Annotated in this window: 15 protein-coding genes; 8 read left to right on the forward strand and 7 right to left on the reverse strand. The window is 63.5% G+C overall.

Features of this window, described 5'->3' with window-relative positions; genetic code table 11:
* Window positions 1–364 precede the first annotated feature (364 nt).
* Genes pks2 through ACILRA_RS00410 form a run of 5 tightly spaced genes read left to right on the forward strand, consistent with a single transcriptional unit; the run spans window position 365 to window position 12,288 of the window.
* The gene (gene pks2 / locus ACILRA_RS00390; protein ID WP_395660101.1) at window positions 365–6,634 is read left to right on the forward strand and encodes a sulfolipid-1 biosynthesis phthioceranic/hydroxyphthioceranic acid synthase; all 6,270 of its coding nucleotides are present in this window, start codon (window positions 365–367) and stop codon (window positions 6,632–6,634) included.
* A complete protein-coding gene (locus ACILRA_RS00395) occupies window positions 6,627–8,051 on the forward strand; it encodes a condensation domain-containing protein (RefSeq protein ID WP_395660102.1) in 1,425 nt (474 codons plus the stop codon). The genes pks2 and ACILRA_RS00395 overlap by 8 nt, the downstream gene beginning before the upstream one ends.
* Window positions 8,048–9,403, forward strand: coding sequence for a hypothetical protein (locus ACILRA_RS00400; RefSeq protein ID WP_395660103.1), 1,356 nt, complete (start codon window positions 8,048–8,050; stop codon window positions 9,401–9,403). Before ACILRA_RS00395 ends, ACILRA_RS00400 begins: the two co-directional genes overlap by 4 nt.
* Window positions 9,396–10,772: a hypothetical protein gene (locus ACILRA_RS00405; protein WP_395660104.1), complete on the forward strand. Its 1,377-nt coding sequence runs from the start codon at window positions 9,396–9,398 to the stop codon at window positions 10,770–10,772. The genes ACILRA_RS00400 and ACILRA_RS00405 overlap by 8 nt, the downstream gene beginning before the upstream one ends.
* A 28-nt stretch (window positions 10,773–10,800) precedes the next feature.
* Window positions 10,801–12,288, forward strand: a complete 1,488-nt coding sequence (locus tag ACILRA_RS00410) for a hypothetical protein (protein WP_395660105.1) — start codon at window positions 10,801–10,803, stop codon at window positions 12,286–12,288.
* Window positions 12,289–12,398: 110 nt separating this feature from the next.
* Here the strand turns inward: ACILRA_RS00410 and ACILRA_RS00415 are convergent, their stop codons facing one another.
* The 7 genes from ACILRA_RS00415 to ACILRA_RS00445 form a co-directional block, all read right to left on the reverse strand.
* The gene (locus tag ACILRA_RS00415) at window positions 12,399–12,716 is read right to left on the reverse strand and encodes a Na+/H+ antiporter NhaC family protein (RefSeq protein WP_395660106.1); all 318 of its coding nucleotides are present in this window, start codon (window positions 12,714–12,716) and stop codon (window positions 12,399–12,401) included.
* Window positions 12,695–12,859, reverse strand: a complete 165-nt coding sequence (locus ACILRA_RS00420) for a Na+/H+ antiporter NhaC family protein (protein ID WP_395660107.1) — start codon at window positions 12,857–12,859, stop codon at window positions 12,695–12,697. The genes ACILRA_RS00415 and ACILRA_RS00420 overlap by 22 nt, the downstream gene beginning before the upstream one ends.
* Window positions 12,860–14,431: 1,572 nt before the next feature.
* On the reverse strand, window positions 14,432–14,719 hold the full coding sequence (locus tag ACILRA_RS00425; protein WP_395660108.1) for a recombinase family protein: 288 nt from the start codon (window positions 14,717–14,719) through the stop codon (window positions 14,432–14,434).
* A 250-nt stretch (window positions 14,720–14,969) separates the two neighbouring features.
* Entirely contained in the window at window positions 14,970–15,794 is an 825-nt protein-coding gene (locus ACILRA_RS00430) for an ADP-ribosylglycohydrolase family protein (protein WP_395660109.1), read from the reverse strand.
* Between the two features lie 63 nt (window positions 15,795–15,857).
* Window positions 15,858–16,190, reverse strand: a complete 333-nt coding sequence (locus tag ACILRA_RS00435) for a hypothetical protein (protein WP_395660110.1) — start codon at window positions 16,188–16,190, stop codon at window positions 15,858–15,860.
* 88 nt (window positions 16,191–16,278) lie between these two features.
* Window positions 16,279–17,727 (reverse strand): hypothetical protein, encoded by a 1,449-nt coding sequence (locus tag ACILRA_RS00440; protein WP_395660111.1) that lies wholly within the window; start codon window positions 17,725–17,727, stop codon window positions 16,279–16,281.
* A gap of 337 nt (window positions 17,728–18,064) precedes the next feature.
* Window positions 18,065–18,709, reverse strand: a complete 645-nt coding sequence (locus tag ACILRA_RS00445) for a metallophosphoesterase family protein (protein WP_395660112.1) — start codon at window positions 18,707–18,709, stop codon at window positions 18,065–18,067.
* A 351-nt stretch (window positions 18,710–19,060) separates the two neighbouring features.
* Between ACILRA_RS00445 and ACILRA_RS00450 the strand changes: the two genes are divergently transcribed.
* From ACILRA_RS00450 to ACILRA_RS00460, 3 genes are all read left to right on the forward strand, one after another.
* The gene (locus ACILRA_RS00450; protein ID WP_395660113.1) at window positions 19,061–20,056 is read left to right on the forward strand and encodes a helix-turn-helix transcriptional regulator; all 996 of its coding nucleotides are present in this window, start codon (window positions 19,061–19,063) and stop codon (window positions 20,054–20,056) included.
* Between the two features lie 36 nt (window positions 20,057–20,092).
* Window positions 20,093–20,353 (forward strand): hypothetical protein, encoded by a 261-nt coding sequence (locus ACILRA_RS00455; RefSeq protein ID WP_395660114.1) that lies wholly within the window; start codon window positions 20,093–20,095, stop codon window positions 20,351–20,353.
* 215 nt (window positions 20,354–20,568) lie between these two features.
* The gene (locus ACILRA_RS00460) at window positions 20,569–21,114 is read left to right on the forward strand and encodes a hypothetical protein (protein ID WP_395660115.1); all 546 of its coding nucleotides are present in this window, start codon (window positions 20,569–20,571) and stop codon (window positions 21,112–21,114) included.
* The last annotated feature ends 4 nt before the right edge of the window (window positions 21,115–21,118 follow it).

Raw genomic sequence — 21,118 nt, forward strand, 5'->3', positions numbered from 1 at the left:
TCCCCCTTGCGAAGAATGGATGCTCTGGAGTTTGGAGTCTGCAAGCGAGCAATGAGCTCCCGGTGGATTGGCCAAGTCGGACCGGGACGGCTGCACTTTGAGCAGTCCGGCGACCTAAGTCAGCGCTTTTCCAAGCGCGGCATGCCGGTAGGTGGCAACTCATCCCCGTTACGGCCAGCTTATCTCCTGCTGAGGCAGAAGCCCAGAAGGAATTCGGGATGTCATCCCAAGTCATATGCCTGCCGCGTCTTTGTTTTTCTCAACAGCAGACGCAAACTTAGTCAACCAAATTCTTCTGGCCTCGGACGCGTCTTGCGGATTAAGACGCGGACCGTAGAGTTGTGGTTGGAGGGGCTGGGTTATCGTGACCGCGATCGCTGTCGTCGGTATAGGCTGCAGGCTGCCGGGAGCGATATACTCGCCCGAGGACCTGTGGGAAGGGCTGCTGCGGGGCACAGACCTGGTCACCGAAATTCCGCCGCAGCGCTGGAACGCCGACGACTATTACGACCCAGTACCCGGTGTGCCGGGTAGCTCTGTTTCGCGCTGGGGCGCGTTCCTTGACGATCCTGCCGGCTTTGACTTTCCCTTCTTCGGAATCCGCGAGCCCGATGCGCTCGCCATGGACCCGCAGCACCGGCTGCTGCTGGAGGTGACGTGGGAGGCAGCCGAACATGCCGGCTGGGACCCGCGGCGCCTGGCGGGCACCGCTGCCGGAGTGTTCTTCGGCCTGTCTCATCAGGACTATTTGCAGGTCACCCGCGACGCCGGGACGATCGGCCAGGCCTACAGCTTCACCGGCACGCCCTTCAGCATGGCATCGGGCCGCGTCGCCCACGCGATGGGCCTCACCGGACCGGCTCTCACCATCGACACGGCCTGCTCGTCGAGCCTGGTCGCCGTGCATGCAGCACGCAGAAGCCTGCTCGCGGGTGATTGCAGCACGGCCTTCGCCGGTGGCGCGATGCTGATGTTCGCGCCCTCCACATACGCCTCCGCCTCGGGGCTGGGCATGCTGTCGCCGACGGGGCGCTGCCACGCCTTCGACGAACGCGCCGACGGCTTCGTGCGCGCGGAAGGCTGCGGCGTCGTCATGCTCAAGCGGCTGGATGACGCCCGGCGGGACAATGACCGTGTGCTGGCGGTCATCCGCAGCAGCGCGGTGAACCAGGACGGGCGCACGCATAACATTCTTGCCCCCTCCAGAACCGCCCAGGCCGCGGTCATCGGGCGGGCGCTCGCGGAAGCACAGGTCGATCCCTCCGGCATCGGCATGGTCGAGGCGCACGGAACGGGAACCCCGGTGGGTGACACGGAGGAGTTCAACAGCCTTTCGAGTCACTACGGACGCTCGGCACCCTGCGCACTCGGCTCGCTGAAAAGCAACCTCGGCCATGCGGAATCGGCCGCTGGCGTGCTCGGGCTCATCAAGGCGACACTCGCCGTGTCGCATGGCGCCGTGCCGCGTACGCTGCACTTCCGGAAACTGCCTGCGCATCTTCAGGCGATCAGGACCGGGCTTTTCGTTCCCACCGACACCGTGCCATGGCCATCGACAGGCGCAGACGGGCTGCGCCGCGCCGCCGTGTCCTCCTACGGCATGTCGGGCACCAACGTGCATGTGGTGCTCGAGCAGGCGCCTCCCGATCTGCTCCAGCGGCCATCGCCGCCCGGTGGCGCCGCGCCCGAGCCGCCGCGCGTGTTCCCGCTTTCGGCCTCCTCGCCCGAAGCACTTCGCGCCACGGCCGGGCGCCTTGCAAGCTGGCTGGATGCAAAGGCCGGTATCATCCGCATGGCCGACATCGCGGCAACGCTTGGCCTGCACCGCGGGCACCGGCAGGTCCGGCATGCCGTCATCGCAACGACGCCGCAGGACCTCGCCAGCCAGCTTCGAGACCTGGCCGCCAATGCACCGCTCGACGCGGAGGTGGCCGACCATGACGGCCGCGGCCCCGTCTTCGTTTTCTCGGGCCAGGGTTCGCAGTGGGAGTCGATGGGAACGTCACTGCTCGACACCGACCCCGTCTTCAAGAGCGTCATCGCCAGTGTTGAGCCCCTCATCGCGGCTGCCGCCGGTTTCTCGGTCACCGGTGCGCTGCGCTTGCCCGGCACGCTCGATGGCATCGACCGCATCCAGCCTGCCATCTTCGCCATCCAGGTGGCGCTGGCCGCGTCACTCAAGGCGAAAGGCGTGGTGCCCGCAGCCGTGATCGGCCATTCCATGGGCGAAGTGTCGGCCGCCGTGGTGGCCGGCGCGCTGTCGCTGGAGGATGGCGTGCAGGTGATCTGCCATCGCGCCACGCTTTGTCGCAAGATCGCCGGACTTGGCGCCATGGCAGTGGTTGAGCTTGCACCGGCGGCATTGCGCGAAGAGCTGGCGCGCCGCGAGATCAGGGACGTTGAGATTGCAGTGCTGGTTGCGCCGGGCTCGACGGTGATCGGCGGCGCGGCCGCGGCCGTGCAGCGCCTCGTTGCTGAATGGCAGGCGGAGGGCATTTTCGCCCGCGAAGTCGCCGTCGACGTGGCATCGCATACACACCAGGTCGAACCGATTCTCGGTCAGTTGTCGGAGCGCCTGGCTGGGGTCACGGCGCGTAAGCCGCGCATCGCGACCTATTCCACGACATTGCTCGACCCGCGCGAAGAGCCTGTCTGCGACAGGGCCTACTGGGTCGACAACCTGCGCCACACGGTGCGCTTCCGCCCTGCCGTCCGCGCGGCACTCGAGGACGGCCACCGCGTGTTCGTGGAGATTTCTCCACACCCGATCGTGATCCGTGCGGTGCTCCAGAATGCCGCCGCGCTGGACCTCCCGGCGCGCGCGCTGCCGTCGATGACACGCGGCGAGCCGCTGCCCCACGGGCTCATGGACCTCGTCGGCGCAATCCATGCAAGCGGCGCGGCGGTGGATTTCGGCGCGCTGTGCCCGGAGGGAGCGCTGATCGACCTTCCGCTGCCCGCGTGGACACACCATCACCTGTTCCTCGCACCGGCAGGACAGGCTGCCGCCGGGCACCACGTTGCATCCACGCATCCGCTTCTCAATGTGCATCGCACGCTGCACGAGGAGCCCGAACGTCACGTCTGGGCCTCGGAGCTAGGCCTCGGCACCCACCCATGGCTGTCAGACCACATGGTCAACGGGGTACCGGTGTTTCCCGGCGCCGGTTTCGGCGAAATGGCCCTCGCCGCCGCCCGCACGGCACTCGGAACGGCAGACGTCGAGGTGCAGGAGCTGAGCTTCGCGAAGGCACTGCGGCTCGAACCGTCAACGCCCGTCGTTGCCACGGCGGTGCTCGAGCGGCCCGGCGAATTGCGCTTCCGGATCGAGAGCCAGACGGGTGGAGAGCCGCAGATCCATGCAAGCGCCCGCCTCCTGCCGGCCGGCAGGCCGGGCGGCGAGGCGCCGCTGGACCTTGGCAGGCTGCGCGCGGCCCAAACCGCGTCGGTGGCAGCATCGGACGTCTGGCAGTGGTTCGACTCGCACGGGGTGCAGTTCGGCCCTTCGTTCCGCGTGCTGGCGCCAAGCCTCGCGCTGTCTGAAGACGGAACCTCCCTTCTCGCCGATCTTCGCCTCCCGCCGGCGCTTCGCCAGGACGCCCGCCACTACGCCATCCATCCCGTGCTGGTCGATGCCTGCTTCCAGTCGGTTGCCGCCTTCCCCAGTGTCCGTGAAGGGGTGGAGGGCCGCATGCTGCTGCCGCTCTCGATCCGCAGCCTCCATGTCCATGCCGGGGAAGGCGATGCGGCGCATTGCGTGACGCGCCTCATCTCGCTCAACGCACTCGAGGTGGAGGCCGACATCGACCTGCTCGATGCATCGGGCAATGTGCTGCTGAGCGCCCGCGGGCTGATCATTGGCAGCGGCGCTGCCAACATCAACTCGGATGCAGCGGCCTGCAATGCGCGGCTCCTCGACATCATCTGGGAGGCATGGGACGTCCCGCGCGCCACGCTCAAGCCGGCCGACGGTGGCTGGCTGCTGCTCGTGGCCGACGAGAACGGGCATCGGGCTGCCCGCGAGATCGAGGCGCAGCTGAGCGTCCAGGGTTTCAGGACACGCGTCCTCAGCAGCATCGGCCGGCCGGACGCATGGCGCGAAGCGCTGCCCGCGCTCCTCCATCAAGACGGGCCCGGCGCCGTGGTGGTGTTTCTGCCGGCCGGCACCGAACCCGCCGGTGCCGACGCAGCGCGGACGCATGTGAGCAACCTGATCGACGTCGCGAGGGCGATGACGGAGGGCGAACGGCGGTCTCGCCTGTTCGTCGTCACCACGGGGTCGCAGCGAGTGCTGCCGGACGATGCTGTGCGCCTTGCGCATGGCGGTGTCCGGGGCTGGCTGCGTGCACTCGGCGCCGAGGTCCCTGCCCTTCACCCGACGCAGATCGACGTTCACCCGGGAGCTGACACGTTCCGCCTCCTGGGCCTGCTCCTGAGCGGCGCAAAGGAGGACGAAACGGCCATTCGCGCCGACAAGGTTTATGTCGCCCGGCTGCAGCGCAGCCCGCTCGGCCCTGCCGACCGGCGCACCAAGGAGTGCGACGCCGCGCGCGACAGCCTCCGTATGGAAATCCGCACACAGGGCGATCTCCAGAGCCTGGAGATGACGGCTTGCGGCCGTAATCCGCCGGGCGTGGGCGAGGTCGAGGTGGCGGTCCGTGCCACGAGCGTGAACTTCGCCGACGTGCTGGTCGCGCTGGGCCGCTATCCGTCCTTCGACGGGCGCCAGCAGGGGCTGGGCCTCGACTTTGCCGGCGTGGTCGCAGCCGTCGGGCCGGGTGTCACCGCTCTTCGCGTGGGTGACCGGGTGGCGGGGCTGTGTGCGGGTGGGGCCTGGGGCACCTTCGTCACCTGCGATGCACGATTGGTCGCGCCAATCCCCGGAGGCCTCACCGACGATGCGGCAGCAGCACTCATCACCACCACCGCCACGGCGCTCCACGGCCTTTGCGACCTGGCGCGGATCGGCCAGGGCGACAGGGTGCTCATCCACTCCGCGACAGGTGGTGTGGGACAGGCCGCCGTCGCCATTGCGCGGGCCGCGGGTGCGGAGATCTTCGCCACTGCAGGCTCGCAGGCGCGGCGCGATAAGCTGCGCGCGGCCGGTATCCGCCACGTCTACGACTCGCGCTCGCCTGACTTTGCCGAGGAGATCCGGCGCGACACGTCGGGCTATGGCGTGGACATCGTCCTGAACTCGCTCACCGGTGCTGCGCAGCGCGCGGGACTCGGGCTGCTGGCCCCCGGCGGCCGCTTCGTCGAGATTGGCAAGAAGGACATCTATGACGGCACATGGCTGGGCCTGTCGCCGTTCAAGCGAAATCTCTCGTTCTTCGCTGTCGACCTGGCGCTGATGTGCTCCACCGCCCCGGCGCGCATTCATGACTTGCTGTCCCGTGCAATCGATCTCGCGAGCAAGGGACGGCTGGCCCTGCCGGACATTTCCACATACCCCCTCGCCGACGCGCCAACCGCAATCCGGGTGATCAGCGGCGCGGCACACACCGGAAAACTGGTGCTGAGCGTCCCGCATGAGGGCCACTACCGCGTGCCGGTGCCGGCGGAGCGGTTCACGCCCTTCCGGCGTGACGGCGCTTACGTCGTCACTGGCGGCCTCGGGGGGCTTGGCCTGTTTCTGGCCGATGCCATGTCCGCAGCGGGTTGCGGCCGCCTGATCCTCAATGCGCGCTCCGCGCCGGGCGAGACGGCACGGAGCGCCCTAGCCGCAATGCGGGCGCGGGGCACCGAGGTCGAGGTGATCGGCGGAGACATCGCGGCGCCGGCGACGGCACGGGCCCTCGTAGAGGCTGCAGGAGCCGCGGGCCTCGCGCTGCGCGGTGTTCTGCACGGTGCCGCGGCAGTCGTGGACGGCACCCTGTCATCCGTCTCGGAGGAGCTGCTTCGCCGCAACTGGGACCCCAAGGTGGCGGGCGCATGGAACCTGCATGAGGCGACGCTTCAGGCACCGCTCGACTGGTTCTGCTGTTTCTCCTCCGTGGCGGCCCTCTTCGGGTCACCCGGGCAAACCGCCTATGCGGCGGCGAACAGCTGGCTCGATGCCTTTACGCATTGGCGCCGGGCGCAGGGCCTTGCCGCTTCCGCCATCGCCTGGGGCGCTTGGGCGGAGATCGGCGCCGGCAAGCATCTCGCGGCGCGCGGCGATGTGCGGATGATCGCACCGCAGGACGGCGCCTATGCCTTCGAAGCCCTGCTGCGGCACGACCGTGCCTATGCTGCCTATGCCCATCTCGACGGCGCGCCTTGGTTGGCCGCACTCATGGCGCGCAGCCCCTTCGCCGCGGGCCTCTCGCAGGCGCAGGCCGCCGCGGGCGATCCCGCGCGGCGTCTTCGCGAGGAGCTCACACATGCGCGGGCCAACGAATGGCCGGCCATACTGCGGCGCCTCATCACGGGACATCTCGACGTCATCCTGCGCCGCAGCGTGAGTCCGGACCGGCCGTTCTTCGACTACGGGCTCGACTCGCTTGGAACCCTGCAGCTGCTGACGGCGCTCGAGGCCGATACGGGCATCCGCCTTGGCACTGCGGATGTCACGACCGTACGTGCCATGGCGGAGAAGCTGGGTGCGGCGCTGCGCAAGTCCGGACTGGCGGAGGCGGATGCCCATGGCTGAACTTCGCCCGCTTGCCGACTGGTCGGGCCCGGCCGCGAACCTCATCATGTGGCGGCCCTCGGCAGCTGCGTTGGAAGCGGCGCGGCAGGCACCCATCTCGCCGGTGCCTCCGAGCTACGAGCAGGAGCAGCACCTGCGTTCCTTCCGCGCCTGCGCTGACCGCAACGAGGACATGCCGCGCATGTTCGCCGTCGTCTGGGATGAGCCCGGACGCTGCGAACTGAGGGAGATGACACATGTGCTGACGGCGCATTTGCGCCGGCACGACACCTATCACAGCTGGTTCGAGGAGCGCGGCGGGACAATCGTGCGGCACGCCCTCGAGGACCCGGCCGCGCTGCAGCTGGAAGCGGTGACGATCGGCGCGGCAGGTGAAGCGGACTGGCAACGCCAGGTCTTGGCGACACCCTCACCCTTCACGTGGGACTGTTTCCGGTTCGGCATCCTGCAGCGCGCTGATGGCTTCACCTGCTTTGCGGTCATCGATCACATTCACCTGGACTCGAGCATCATCGCGTTCCTGATGGAGGAGATCCACACCGCCTACTTCGCCCTGCTCGACGGCGAGGCACCCCCGCATGACGCGCCTGCCGGACGCTATCTCGACTACTGCACCGACCAGCGCCAGCGCGCGGCGCTGATGACCCTCGATGATCCCGGTGTCGCAGAGTGGATTGCCTTCCTGCACCGCCATAACGGACGCATGCCGCCGTTCCCGCTGCCGCTCGCCGTGCAGGAGGATCGCTGCCTTGCCGAGTACCTGCAGGCGGACATCCTCGATGAGGCGGACATGGCCGCCTTCGAGGATGCCTGCCGCGCCGCCGGCGCGCGCGTCATCGGCGGGCTGCTGGCCTGCGCCGCGATCACGGAACGCGAACTGGCGGGAACCAGTTACTATGGTGTGATCACGCCCACGACGACACGCAAGACTCCCGAGGCCTTCAGAACCACGGGGTGGTGCATGGGCGTGGTGCCCATCGACTTCGATTCAGCGCGCGGCGACTTCGCGAAGCTGGCCGCCGCGGCGCAGCGCAGCTTCGACAGCAGGGCGCCCCTCGCCCAGATTCCGATCGAGCGCGTTCTCGACCTCGCCGCCGGGCTGCCGTCGATCCGCCCCGTCGCCACCGGCGGCGTCATGCTCTCGTACATGGATACCAACCTTCCCCCACTCAGCGCGCACATCGCGCGCGACTGGCAGGCCGCAGGTGGCCGGATTTACCTCAATCCGGGCATGGCCGCGCAGGTGGCGTTGTGGTTCTTCCGGACGCCGCAAGGACTGACCGTCACGGCAGCCTATACGGCCAACGCCACGGCCCGCAGTTCGATGCGGCGCTATGCCGATACGCTGAAAGATGCCTGCAGGCGGGCCTGCGGCCAAGTGCGGGCTGCGCCGGCTGGTCCCGGGGCCAGGCCATGACGGACGCCCTGGCTGCCCGGGATGCCGGCTCGCCACGGGCCACCCCCTTCGTGCCCTTCGCCGACCAGGCGATGTATCTCGCCCATGTGGCGGGCGGGCAGCACTCCATCATGCAATTCCTGTGGCGCTACCGGCGGCCAGTCGACATGGCGGGGCTGATGCGCTTTCGCGACAACTTAGCGAACGGACGTCTCGCCCGCCTCATGCGCCCCGCACGGCTGCCCTTCGGCCGGCATCAGTGGGCCAGCCCGCCTGCCCCGCCGCCCGCTTTGCCCGCCGCACAGGCGCCCATTGCCGTAGCTGCCCTGCACGAATGGATCGACGCACAGGTGGAGCTTCCGCTCGACCCGGTGTCCGGCCCAGGCTGGCATCTGACGCTGCAGCCGCTCGAGGACGGATCCACGGTGATTTCTCTCGTGGTGTCGCACTGCATCGCCGATGGCATTGCGGTACTGCTCGCCACGAAGGAAGCGGCCCTCGGTGAACGGCGGGCTTCGGCCTACTCGCCCGTGGGGCTTGTTGCCGAACTGCAGCAGGTTGCGAAGGACGCGCCAGCGACGCTGCGCGCGCTGGTGCGCATGGCGCGCTCGATGCGCAAGGGGCCAGCGGCGCGCCGCGGCCCCGCCGCGCCCGCCACGGTGACGGATACTGACCGTACCGTGGTGTTTCCAACTGTCTTCATGCGCATCTCCACCGCGGAATGGGACGCGACGGCCAAGCGCCACGAGGCCAACCGTTTCACCTTCCTCACGGCGATGACGGCCGCCTTTGGCGCGGCCCTCGGCCGCGTCCAGGGTGCGGAGGTCTCGCTGCTGGTCCCCGTCAATCAGCGGGAGGGGCTGGCGGCCGAGGGCGGCAACTGCGTGACGCTCGCCACGCTGAAGGTTCCGGTGACGGAGCCCCGCGGCCCCCTTCGCCCGCTGCAGCGGCGCCTTCAGGAAACGCTCGTGCGCAGCAGGCGCGAGCCAGACCCGATGGCCGAACTGCTGCCCCTTGTGCCCTTCGTGCCGAAGCGGGCTTTCCGGGCAGCGGGGTCGATGGCGCTTGGTGCGCTGTCCGAGTTGCCGGTGACCTGCTCACATCTCGGAAACTGGCCGGTGGAGGCGCTCCGTATCGACGGAACCATCGCCGATCTCTTCTGCTTTCGCGGCGTCGACCGCGGCGTGACAGTACGCGACATCGAGGCCCGCCAGGGTGTGGCGTCGCTCATTGCGGCCGTGATTCCAGATTTCCTCATCCTGAATTTCGTTGCCTACCAGCCGGGGCGTGTCACCGAAACGCGGCAGCTCCAGGTTCTCGTCGAGGACCTGCTGGCGAGCTATGGCCTCGCGGGTGAGCCCTTCGATGGCTGAAACGGGGGCAAGCCGCGCCGCTGCCCATATGCGAGACCGCCTCGCCTGGCTAGACCAGCTTGCCTTCAAACTGTTCACGGCAACCGGCCGGAACCAGCTCATGCAATGCCTGTGGCTGTATGAGCGCGAGGTGGACATGGCATCGCTGCTGCGCGTGAGTGCGCGTCTGTCCTCCTGGTCCTTCAACCGGCTGATCGAACCATCGCCCCTGCCGCCGGCGCGGCCGCACTGGGTGCGGCCTGCCAGCCTCCCTGAACCGCTTCATATCAGCCCCGATGTCCTGTCTCGGGAACATCTGCTGCGCTGGGCCAACCGCCAGGCGCGTCGTCCCCTCCATCCCGTTGCGGGACCTGCCTGGCGGATGGACATGCAACGCTTCGCCGATGGCAGCACCGCCGTCAGCATCGTCGGGTCGCATCTGATCATCGACGGCATGGGCGCCCTCGGCGCCATTTCGGCTGCAGCGAGCGGCAAGGCCTTGCCCAGCAGTTACCTACCGCAGAACGGGCGTGGCCGACTGTCCGGGCTCATGTCGGATGCGCAGCAGATCCTCGCCGATGCCCCGCGAACCCTGGCAGCCATTGCCCGCATCGCGCGGCTCGCGTGGGCGAACCGGCACGGTGCCGCTGCAAGGGCCGTTCCGGATGGCCCGGACCCGGCAACGATGGTGGACATTCCTGCCATCGCCATCAGCATTGGCGTGCGCGCATGGGAGAGCTGCGCAGAGCGGCTCGGCGGACGGGCAAGCACCTTGCTGCCGGGCTTCGTCGCGCGGCTCGCTGCGCACATGGGCCACTGCCGGGTCTCCGACGCGACGGTCAATCTTATCGTTCCCATCGACAGGCGCCACGGGCTGAACGATGAGCGCGCACTGGCAATCGAGTTCGCCTCGATGCGCCTCCACCCCGAGGGCCTGGCCACCGACCTGGGGCCGGTGAGCGCCCCTATGAGGGCGCTCCTGCGCGCCGCGAAGAAGACCGGGCCTGACCCGCTGGCAGAGCTCCTTCCCGCCATTGCGTGGCTGCCAGCCAGCGCTGCCACGGCGCTGGTGAACCGAATCTTTGCCTATGGCGATGCGCCGCCGGTCAGCTGCTCGAATTTGGGAGAGCTGCCTGACGCCCTCGCTTCGATCGACGGGTCGCCCTGCACGCGGCTGCTGGCGCGCGCCGTCGACGTGAATGTAAGCCTGCGGGACCTGCAGCGCTCGCATGGCCACCTCGTCGTCGTGGCGTCGCGCTATCGCGACACCGTGTCCCTCTGCATCGAGGCCTGCCAGTTGGCGCCGGAGCCGACCACCACGGAACACCTGCGCCGCATGACGATAAAGACACTGGCCGACTTCGGCCTCGATGCCACCATCGAAGACTGACTGCGGGGTGTGTGAGCATGCGTGACATGTGGAAGGCTGGCAAATCGCCCGGGTTATCATCGGAGAGGCATATGCGATCGAACCACCTCCCAGCGTCGAGATCGGCAGACCCCGGACGGCGGCGGGGGCAGCCGTGAACATGCCGCACCAGGGCACAAACCACATGGTGGAAGGGGCAGTCCCCGACGCCAGCGCGAAAGATGTCCTGGGGTATCTGGACCAGGCATTCTTCACCTCGCTTCGTGCGCTTGGGCGCCAGCCGATCATGTATTTCCTGTGGCTCTATCGCGAACCGCTGGACGCGGCAGCCGTGGATCGCTTCAACCAGTGCCTCGCGCAGGGATTTCTTGGACGCGTGCTACAACGCTCGCCCTTGCCATGGGGGCGGCACCGCTGGGTGGCGAACCCGGTGCCCGCAGCTGTGACGTGGTATGCGGACCCGCTTGCGCCGGAGCATCTGCCTCAATGGCGCAATGCCCTGGTCGTGTTGCCGCTTGACCCCGAACACGGCCCGGGCTGGCGCCTGGCGGCCCGGCCACTGGCACATGGCGGCACGGCACTGGCTCTCCTGGTGTCGCACACCATCGCTGATGTGAAAGCCACAGAAGAGGCCATCGTCAACGCGGTGGCCGGCCGGCGCCTGGAGCCGGGGTTCCCGCTTCCATCCAGGCGATGGTCGCCGGCAAGAGTGGTTGCCGACGGCAAGGAGAGCCTACGTGGCCTGCCCGCGGTCTGGGGCGCTCTGAAGGCACTGGCGCGGCAGCCGAAGGCAATCGCCCGGCCAGCGTCGCGCGCTTCCACGCCGCCTCAGCGCCGTGGAGGACTGACGGCAGAGCCGGTGGTGGTCTTGCCACTCGCCCAGGTGATTATCGACCATCATGCATGCGAGGCGCGGGCAGCCGCCCTTGGCGTGAAAGGCAACACGCTTGTTGCGGCGGTTGCGGTGCGCCTTGCGTATAGGCTAGGCCGGCTGGACGGCGCGGGGCGCGTCGACCTCGTCCTGCCGGTGAGCGAACGGCAGCCCGACGACTGGCGGGGCAACGCGCTGCGCACGGTCACTGTGCAGGCCGACCCCGATGCCTGCCAAAGGGACCCGCGCACGCTGCTGGAAGGCATCAGGGCCGCGCTGTCCTCCCGGGACCGGCACGGCGACGATATCTCGCCAATTCTGCCGCTGATCCCCTACGTGCCGCTCTGGCTGTTGCGCCTGTTCGAACGAAAGGCACTGGGGACGAGGCTCCCGGTGACGTGCAGCGTCATCGGAGAACTCCACCCCGACATGATCCGTCCCTGCGGCGAAGCATCCCTGCTTCACATCTCCAACATTGAACCCTACACCGCCCCGCTGCTCGAACGGCTCGGCGGTGGCATGTTGCTCGCTTGTTACCGTCTCGGAGGAAAGCTCTTCATCACGGTGATGGCTCACAGCCCCGGCCATGTCACCACTTGCGCCGAACTGCTGCCACAGGTGAAGGCCGCACTCGCCGACATGGCCCTTGAGGGCGACGTCAGCTGACGAACGCGCAAGGACAAGCTCGGGGCTATCCTGCTCTATGGCAGCCTGAACAGTGGCGTCAGCAGGTCCATTCGCGGGAACAGTCCTTCGACAAGGTTCTGTCCCTGCGCCTATCTTTGGGCGGCGGAGGCCGGCCGGCGCGGCATGCGGATGTTGAGGAAGGCCAGCGCGATCACCACCAGCGGGCTCATGAAGCTGAAGAGCGCGTAGGGCGCGTAGTGGAATGTGCCGACACCCAGCGTCGCTGCCATGTAGGCGCCGCAGCTGTTCCACGGCACGATGGCCGAGGTGGGCGTCGCCGTGGCGCCCACGGCGCGCGACAGCACGATGGGGCAAAATCCCAGTGAGGCGAAAGCCGACTTGAACATGCGGGCTGGCAGCACGATGGCGATGTACTGGTCCGCCGTCACCACATTTGCGCCGAACACGAGCCCACCATGGCAGAGACCAGCGCACCCGTCGATTTGGTGCGCTCCACGATGGGCTGGATGAGGCGGTCCAGCACCCCGGCCTTCTCCACGATGCCGCCAAAGGCCAGCGCCGTGATGACGAGCCAGATCGTTTTCAGCATGCTGTCCATGCCACCGCGCGACACCAGCTGGTCAATTGCCGCATTGCACGCGCGACTTTGCCGCGCCTCGGATTCGAGCCGAGACCCGTTCGCTTGCCGCTTGGCTGCAGAGAAACAAGGCACATGATGAAACGAATTTTCGCTCATTTTCAGCTGGTTACAAGTTCCGTACTAAATTTGGAAAGTCATGAGGTTCGGAGAATATTGGGCCTAGAGAGGCCCTTTCGGCGCCAGCCAGCCATTTGGCAGTCAACAGCCCAACGCCAAAACACCGGCGAATATTGGGGATTTTCGACGTCTAATTATCGCTGAGAGAGGGTCGGTTTAGGAATAAATGGCGGAGGGAGAGGTACTGGGTGCGAACTCTCTGGGCGGGGAGAAGCGAAGCCCTTGGTACGATTGCGGAAACTGGCAATTAGGAGCGTTTGCGCAGGGCTACGCTCCTTCCCGCCCGACAGAGACTGCCCACTGTCGAGGGTTCGACAAACCAGCATTGCTGGGGTTCGAATCCTGCGCCAGGATCCGAACTGTCGATTCTAATTTTTTGCTGTCCGCGGCCCTGAACTCGCGAGAACCGTCCTGACGGCCGCGACCAGCATACCTGCTCCCATCGCCCGATTCGATCTGCGGAAGATGAACATGATCAAACGGAAGAGTGATAGCACGGCTTCAATGAACGAAGTATTGAGCTTTTCCACTCTTGGTCAGCTGCGTCAACTTCAGGATCGGCTTGAAGTACCGGAGAGGATGCTCCTATAATGTCGCCATAAGAAAAACGATCCTGACTCCAGGCGATGCGTAGACACAGCTGGCTGTCGAGAGGCTAGCTGAGTTCTACAGACAGTTGGGCAGGGGCGCGAAAGCGGAGGTACTTCTTGGCACCACTTCCTCATCCAGGACTTAGAACGCATCTCCTGCGGGCTTATGCTCCGTGCCAATTTCTCGGCATTTGCCGCCATGCGCGGTTTGACGCACGAGTTGGACACGTTCCTCGGGGTTACCTGGGCGCGACGGCAGAGCTTAAGGATGTGGCAGTGGTCTTGGTATTTGCAGAACCCGGATTCCCTCACAATTCCGAGAAGCACGACAGGTATGGCACTTCGCCCGAAGAAATTATGCAATCAGCAGTAGATCACACATATGAGTGCTTCAAGCACTGTACGGACCAGTTTCACCGGAATGTCCGGTTCGTCTTGGACAGAATATTTCCTGAGGAATTCGATTCTCAGTTGAAGCGGACCTGGCTAACTGACGCACGACTCTGCTCGATAGACAACGAAATCGGTGGCCATCGGGAAGACACCTGCGCGCGGGAATATTTGTCACGTCAACTCGATTCGCTACCTAATGCCATCACTCTCGCGTTTGGTGGCAAGGCGCAGCGCACTCTCGAAATGCTCAGACGGCAATTCAAGAGGGCGGTGGCATTAGCTCCGCCGGGATGCAACTTCAAAACGGCACTACCCAGTTGGGAGAGCGCAATCGACGACGCAAGATCTCATATCGCTCGATTGCAGTAGACCGCATTCCTGATGTTTCGATACCTTGCCGAGCCATTCCGCGATTTCGCGCTCAGGCCGGTTCTCGCTGACCAATATGTGGTACATCTGCGTCCTGAAACTGACCCCAGCGGCTCACGTCATAGTCGAGAATAGCCTTAAAGTTGGCCTGACCCGATTTTACCTTAGACATCAGTTTCTGGAGTACCTCGTGCCCATTCAATTGTAGACCCAATCGGCCAGAGTCTTCGAAAACGTGGAGGAAGGTCAATCCGAGTGCGGCGGGATGGTTGCGGATGAGGTCGAACTGGTTCTGGGTCGAATACTTCTGATGGTCAGTCGACATCCGGACATAGGCCACAGCGGGTGACCAGTCACACCCCTATTGTCTGGACGCATTGACCCCTCTCGTTGTAAATATAAATAAATCTGCCTTGCTGAACGCTGACTGAGGAGGCAGTATAACCCTTGAGGCCATCGCCTGGACCTCCGCCAGACGGTATAGTGCAGAGAACCCTGTTTTGTTCTCCGTAGACGTAGACAAAACCACCTGTCTCCACTGCGGTCACGATAGATGCCATTGGCGGCTTTCCTCTCGGTGAATTGGTTTTCTATTGTTTCGCGGCTTTTCGTAAATTCCCCCCCCTGCCGGGGGTTCGATCGCTCGCTTTGCGCTCAATGTTCCGCCGTAAATCAAATTCCTTGAGGATCGCCAGCAGATCAGGAGGCAGGCGACGCTTCGCCTTTATTGCAATCTCCTGAGGAACACCGTGGATCGCTTCCGCCACAGATCCGGCTACGCATGCCAGGGTGTCGGTATCACCACCAAGGAGAACAACATCGCGGATGGCGGCTTCATAGCTGCTGGATCTCAGAGCGATGCTCAGTCCAGTCTGCGCGGTACCTTTTGCGGTGATGTCAAATCTCGGGCGCGTTCCGATGGCCCCGGCACTGAGGTCGTAGGAGCATTCCTTACTGATAGACTCCTCAACATCGGCAGTTTCCTTCCCCTGAGACAGAAGAAATATCGCACGTGCAACCGCTCTCGATGCGATGATGGCGTCAGGATGGCTGTGACTTACCGAGGCCTGCGCCTCCGCCAGAGTGTCGACCTCATCAATGCTTCGCGCGAGCCACCCCACGGCGGAAACGCGCATCGGGGCGCCGTTTCCCCAACTGCCGTAGGCTGGCTCGTCATCAACCGCGAACCATCGCCGGAACATGCCACCATAGCCTGCATCTGGATAGCATCGGCAGAGCCGACGCAGGTGTTTGGCAAAGTTACCATCGACCATGATGGCATTTGCAACTGCCAGCGAGCAGACGGTGTCGTCAGTAAACCGACTCGACCGGAGGAATAGGGGGAAGTCCGCTACCTTCGCCCGCGAACCCTCGTATCTTGATCCTATGATATCTCCAGCAATAGCGCCAATCATGCCACTTCCAATTGATTTTAAGTTGGGAACTTGCCGCAAAAAGTCATCTTGCAAGGTCCAAAGCTAACTGACCCTCGCGAAGTTCTCCCACACCGCGGCGGTCACCGACTCCTTGTTGACGTCGAAGTACGCGAGAACTTCAGGCCACTCGATATAGCGGCCTTCGTGGAAGGCCCGGAGGGGACCGCAGTATTCCAGTTCATCGCTATTGCCGCCGGCGAAGACCAGCTTCGTCATGATCACATTGAGGTTTTCCGCCCCATGAGACCAGCATTCGTCACAAGCGCAGTAGGTTACCGGTGCGCAGCCGCTCGCCACGATCGAACAGGGCCGATCTCTTCCGCAGATATCGCACCAGGTGTCCTCGTCGGCGCTGCTGTCAGTCTGTTCAATCATAGCGTCTACCTCTTCAAACAGGATGGGATAGGAGCCAATGCCACGGCTGGCCGCCTTGCCGGGCCGACACCGGTGGGTCGCAGACGTTTCAGGCTGCATACGGAAGGCCGACCGTATCCTGACTTTCAATCGGCGTCGTTTCGAGAATCAGCCGGAGGTCCCGCTGATCAAGAATGACCCTCGACCGGATTTCTTCCGCGAGCCTGAGCAGCAGCGTTCTGTGCCCCTCCAGAAGCTGGAAGCACTCCGTGTATTCACGTCGGATGAACTCACGTATGCGGAACTCGTTGTAGGCGCTCTCGGATGGAGAGAGAACGCCGGAACATACCATCAGGTGGTCAAGTGCCTCGTCAAACGTCCCATCACGCAGCGGCAGACCGAAGTCTTCGATCATTGCACGCACCATGGATGTCACACCGTCGAGGTCGGTCCTCGAACCCGCAGCGCTGAGGCCCTTCACGCCGAAAACGAGATGCTCTGCCGCGCGCCCGCCGAGGGTGACCCGGATGTTCGCAATCATGTCTTGCCAGGTCTTCTGATGGAAACTGTTCACGCGGGCGGAATAGCAGTCAACCGTGACCCCCAGCATGTTGTCCCACTCCATGATCCCGCAGTATTCCGGGATGGTTCCGACCGGTTCGGAAAGGTAACGGACCAGAACGTGTGCCGCTTCGTGCACAGCGGTGCGCCATGCAGTTTCTCCATCACTGAGCCGGGCATCCCGTTCCAATGAACCAAAGAGTGCGAAGGTCATGAGATCCCGGAACCCGAGTTTCCGGTTTTCCCGGCGTGACAGGCGCCGCATGCCGAGTTGCAGGAGTTTCAGCCGCCTCCGGGAATTTCCGTACTCCGCCTCCAGAAAGTGTCCGAGGCGGGCGCGGTCGGCCAGCGCTGCAGCATCAAACAACTCAGGCCCGGTGCTCAGGACAAAGGCCGCGGCCATGTCTTCGGGAACCAGATCGGGAAGACCAATGTACCGGTCAAACGCACCTACCCTGCGAAGCCCCTCATCGGCCTGCTCCAGGGACTTGACCGCGCTCACCACGACCAGTGGCCTTTTCCCTATGCCGTCCAGCATGAAGCGCAGCAGTTCACGCCTGAACGCCGTCCCACGTCCGGGATCGAAGTCCGGTTCGTGAGGAAATCGCAATGAAGCTTTGAGGTCCTCGTTGCCGGCGGTGAGCCACATGCCAGGCTCGAGAAACAGCATCATGGGCTCGGTCGGTTCCGATGAGCCGGTGAATTCCGACATCCACGCTCCGTACCCTGCCCAGACGTCTTCACGCGGGATCTCCACCAGTTGGAAACCACTGACTGAGGCGACACGCCTGGCGATTTCCAAACCAAATTCCGGATCTTCCGCTTCCAGGAGGACCCCACGGCCAACCAGATCCCAAGAGCCCTGGTCTGATAAACCATCGGCAACCACACCGGCGAGTTCACGCGCCCAGCGCTTCGGAGCGCAATCCTCCGGATAGAAATTCCATTCCGCCAGACCCGTTTCCGCACTGAACCCGGGATAGTCACTCACAGTCATGATGCGCCTTTCTGTTGCAGGGGATAACGATGATCATAAACCGCGCAGGCGACATATCGTGTCGCTTGAGAAGTCTGACGGACACTCTCAGACGTCAGCGTCCTTCTTCAGAATGCCTATCACTCAGCTGTGGCGGCTTCACGGCGGCAAGGGAGTAATCCCCGGGACAGCATCTCGGTCAGGCACCTACCCGAACCCTCAGTCGATGAGAGTTTGGCGCACGGCGGCGTGAATGCTGGAGGCGAACAAACTGCAGGCGTTCCCAGCGCTACAAGCTTCTGGCGAGCATCAAGGCCGCCAAGAGACGCTGCGCATCAGCTTACGCCTACCCACAAGTTCACTCTACAAGCACGATGATCGATGGCCGCGGATCTGTGGAATCAAGGAACCCGGCAACACAGAGCTGTCCCGTATGATAAGCGCCCGTGTCGATGTTCGTCCGTCTCTTGAGCAGAGTTGGGCCAACGGGCGTATGGCCGTGTACGACATGTTTGCCGAAGGACTTTCGGGATCTGAAGAACCTTTCACGGATCCACATCATGTCATAAGGATCCTGTTCGACAAGAGGGATCCCCGGTAAGAGTCCGGCATGGACAAAGATACGCAGCCTGTCCTCATGCCAGTACGGCAGAGACGACATCCAGTTCCTGTATGCCTCACCGATCCCGCCACCGAATGACCTGAGAGCCGTGTCGCCTCCGTTGAAGCGCCAGTTCTCCATGTCGCGGGACGAAAGCTGCGAGTCGAGGCACATCTGCTCATGATTTCCGCGCAGACATGTGTAACGGCTGCCTTTAACCTGCGGGCCCGCCATCAGGATGTCCAGAACAGCCTTGCTGTCCGGCCCACGATCAATGTAGTCGCCCATGAAGACAATATGCGTTGGATTGCCGCTGGCGTTGTTGTCGATCCACGCGAGTGCCTGTTCGAGAAGCCCTGCGCAGCCGTGAATGTCGCCTATGGCATAAAGGTACTCAATCATACCCGCTCCTATCGATTGATCTCTCTCCCGTCAGTACCCGTCACCACTCAAGCGAGCAGGATATCCAGCATCGCGCACATATCCTTCGATCTCGCCCGGAGGAGCGTAGCGTGTCAGCCAGACGTTCTCTCAAGGTGATGCCGTCCGCATGGCAGTCATTGATCGTGCGGTAGCTAGCGGAATACCGGTATTGACTCAGCCGGTATCTTCATCTGGTCTTGTTGCCGCCGCCTGCATCATAGCCCCGTCAAGCGACAAAAAGTGTCGCTTCGCGAAGAAGGGCATTGATCTCCTGCGCCCAAACGACCTTAAATGACGCTTGAGAAGCCGATACAGGAGCTCATGGCACTCATGGACGACACCATTCTGCGGCAATGGACTCTCCTCAGGAGCATTCCCAATCATCCCCGGAGAATCGCCACCAATCAGCTGCAGGCCATGCTCGCCGACATCATGGGCGAGGTCTCGCTCCGGACGATCCAGAGGGACCTCAACAAGCTTTCACTGGTTTTCCAGATCGAGGGTGACCAGTCAAAGCCTCAGGGGTGGTGCTGGCGAAAGGGCCACAAGCTGGATGTCCAAACTCTCGAACCGGCGACGGCGCTGACCTTCAACCTCGCCGAGGCCTACCTCACCAGGCTGCTTCCACCCGCTGCGACGGCCCAACTCCAGCCCTGGTTCAATGCCGCCCGAAATATATCATCCACAAAGGCCTCCGCAATCACCCGCTGGCAGGACAAGATCCGGGTCATTCCCGGATCGCCCTTCCGGGTCATCCGCCAAACGGACAGCGAGGTTCAGCGGGCGGTCTACGAGGCGGTCCAGACAGAACGACTGCTGGAGATCGACTACCGGGCCATCTCCAACGGCGGCGAGAAGACCTACCCGGTTCACCCCTTCGCCATCGTAGTGCGCGACTCGACGATCTATCTCGTAGGTCGCATCCGGGACTATGACGACATCCGGATCGTGGCAATCCACCGCATCGCCGGCGCACGGATCTTGGATCAGCCTGCCATCCTCGATCCCGGCTTCTCCATCGACAGCTACCTTCAGCAGAACTCCTTCCAGATCATGCAGGGCGGCGGAACGGTGTCGCTCGAACTCCGCATCGACCCTCAGCTTGCCCGCTATCTTCTCGAGGCGCCGATTTCGGATGACCAGGAAATAACCGACGCACCCGATGGTTCGAAGCGTCTGATAGCAACGGTTCCCGATTCGGCCCAACTCAGGACGTGGCTGTTGTCGCTTGGTACGGCGGCCACCGTTATCTCTCCACCTGACCTTAGCTCCGAGATGAGGCAACAAGTCATGAGGATGGCACAGAGTTATGAAGGCCTACCCTGAGCGCCTAAAAACACACTTTTTGCAGGAGTAATTGAGATGGATGACTTTCTTCAGCAGATGGCTGCAAAGTGGGCCGGCAACGACGAGATCGTTAAAACGAAGATCGCAGCCCTGATCGACGGCGGAACGGACGTTGAACGCTCCGCAGAGTTCTACCTCGGGTTTTTCAACGGATTGCTGATCGTCACCGAAAGGCTACCTGCCATCTTTGGGAGCATGGATGAGAACGTGCGCGGAGTATATTTCACGATGCTATCCTATTGTGCCTTCCGTCACGCCCAATTGTCCGCAACCTAGGCGTTACTACTGTCATGTGGCACGCGGGTACCAGGAAACGACGCTTCAAGTTCTCTTTTGATGTCCATGTACCTCAAGGCTTCCAAGGCAAGGAGTGCACTGCATGAGCGATCTGTGTTGCTCTTGTGGACCCGGCGTGACGGCTAGAGCCAGCTTGAAACTAATTGACTATCAAAACATAATCACTGAACAACGCACTCGGATAGAAGTCACTGATGGACAAACATGCTCGAATGGTAGCCTATATCAATAGTACCGCCCTCAGCCGCGAAGACCTCTCCACTATGAGACTTCGTGCGCAGGAGGCAATTGATGGGGGCGACAGAGGAGCTCAGATGGTCTTGGATGCCGTCAATAGGACGGCACCCTCTGACAGGTATTTTGTATTCATGGGTTTCTGCCCTGGTGCGGATTTCAGCAATCGACTAGACATCGAGTGGAAGAGCAACAGTACTTGCACCTTTGAGTTCTACGAGAGTGAACGCCAAATGAAGCGGTTCCGCTCAATACAAGTAGGTGACTTGATAATACTTAAAAAGATTCAGAAGCGCGGAAAAGTGATGCGGCTTTATGGACATGGGCGAGTTACAGCGCTGGACAAGTCAGAAAAAGGTGATCGCATGTTGAGGATGCAATGGTCTCCTCAGTCAGATGAAATAGAGGTGCAACTCTTGGGGTGTAATGACACGGTCAATATTAGAGACCTCGAGAAAGTCGAGGGGGCAATGCCAGATGAATTCTGGAAATGGCTTGAACCATAGCCGA

Source organism: Aestuariivirga sp. (assembly GCF_044239095.1).
Classification (GTDB): Bacteria; Pseudomonadota; Alphaproteobacteria; order Rhizobiales; family Aestuariivirgaceae; genus Aestuariivirga.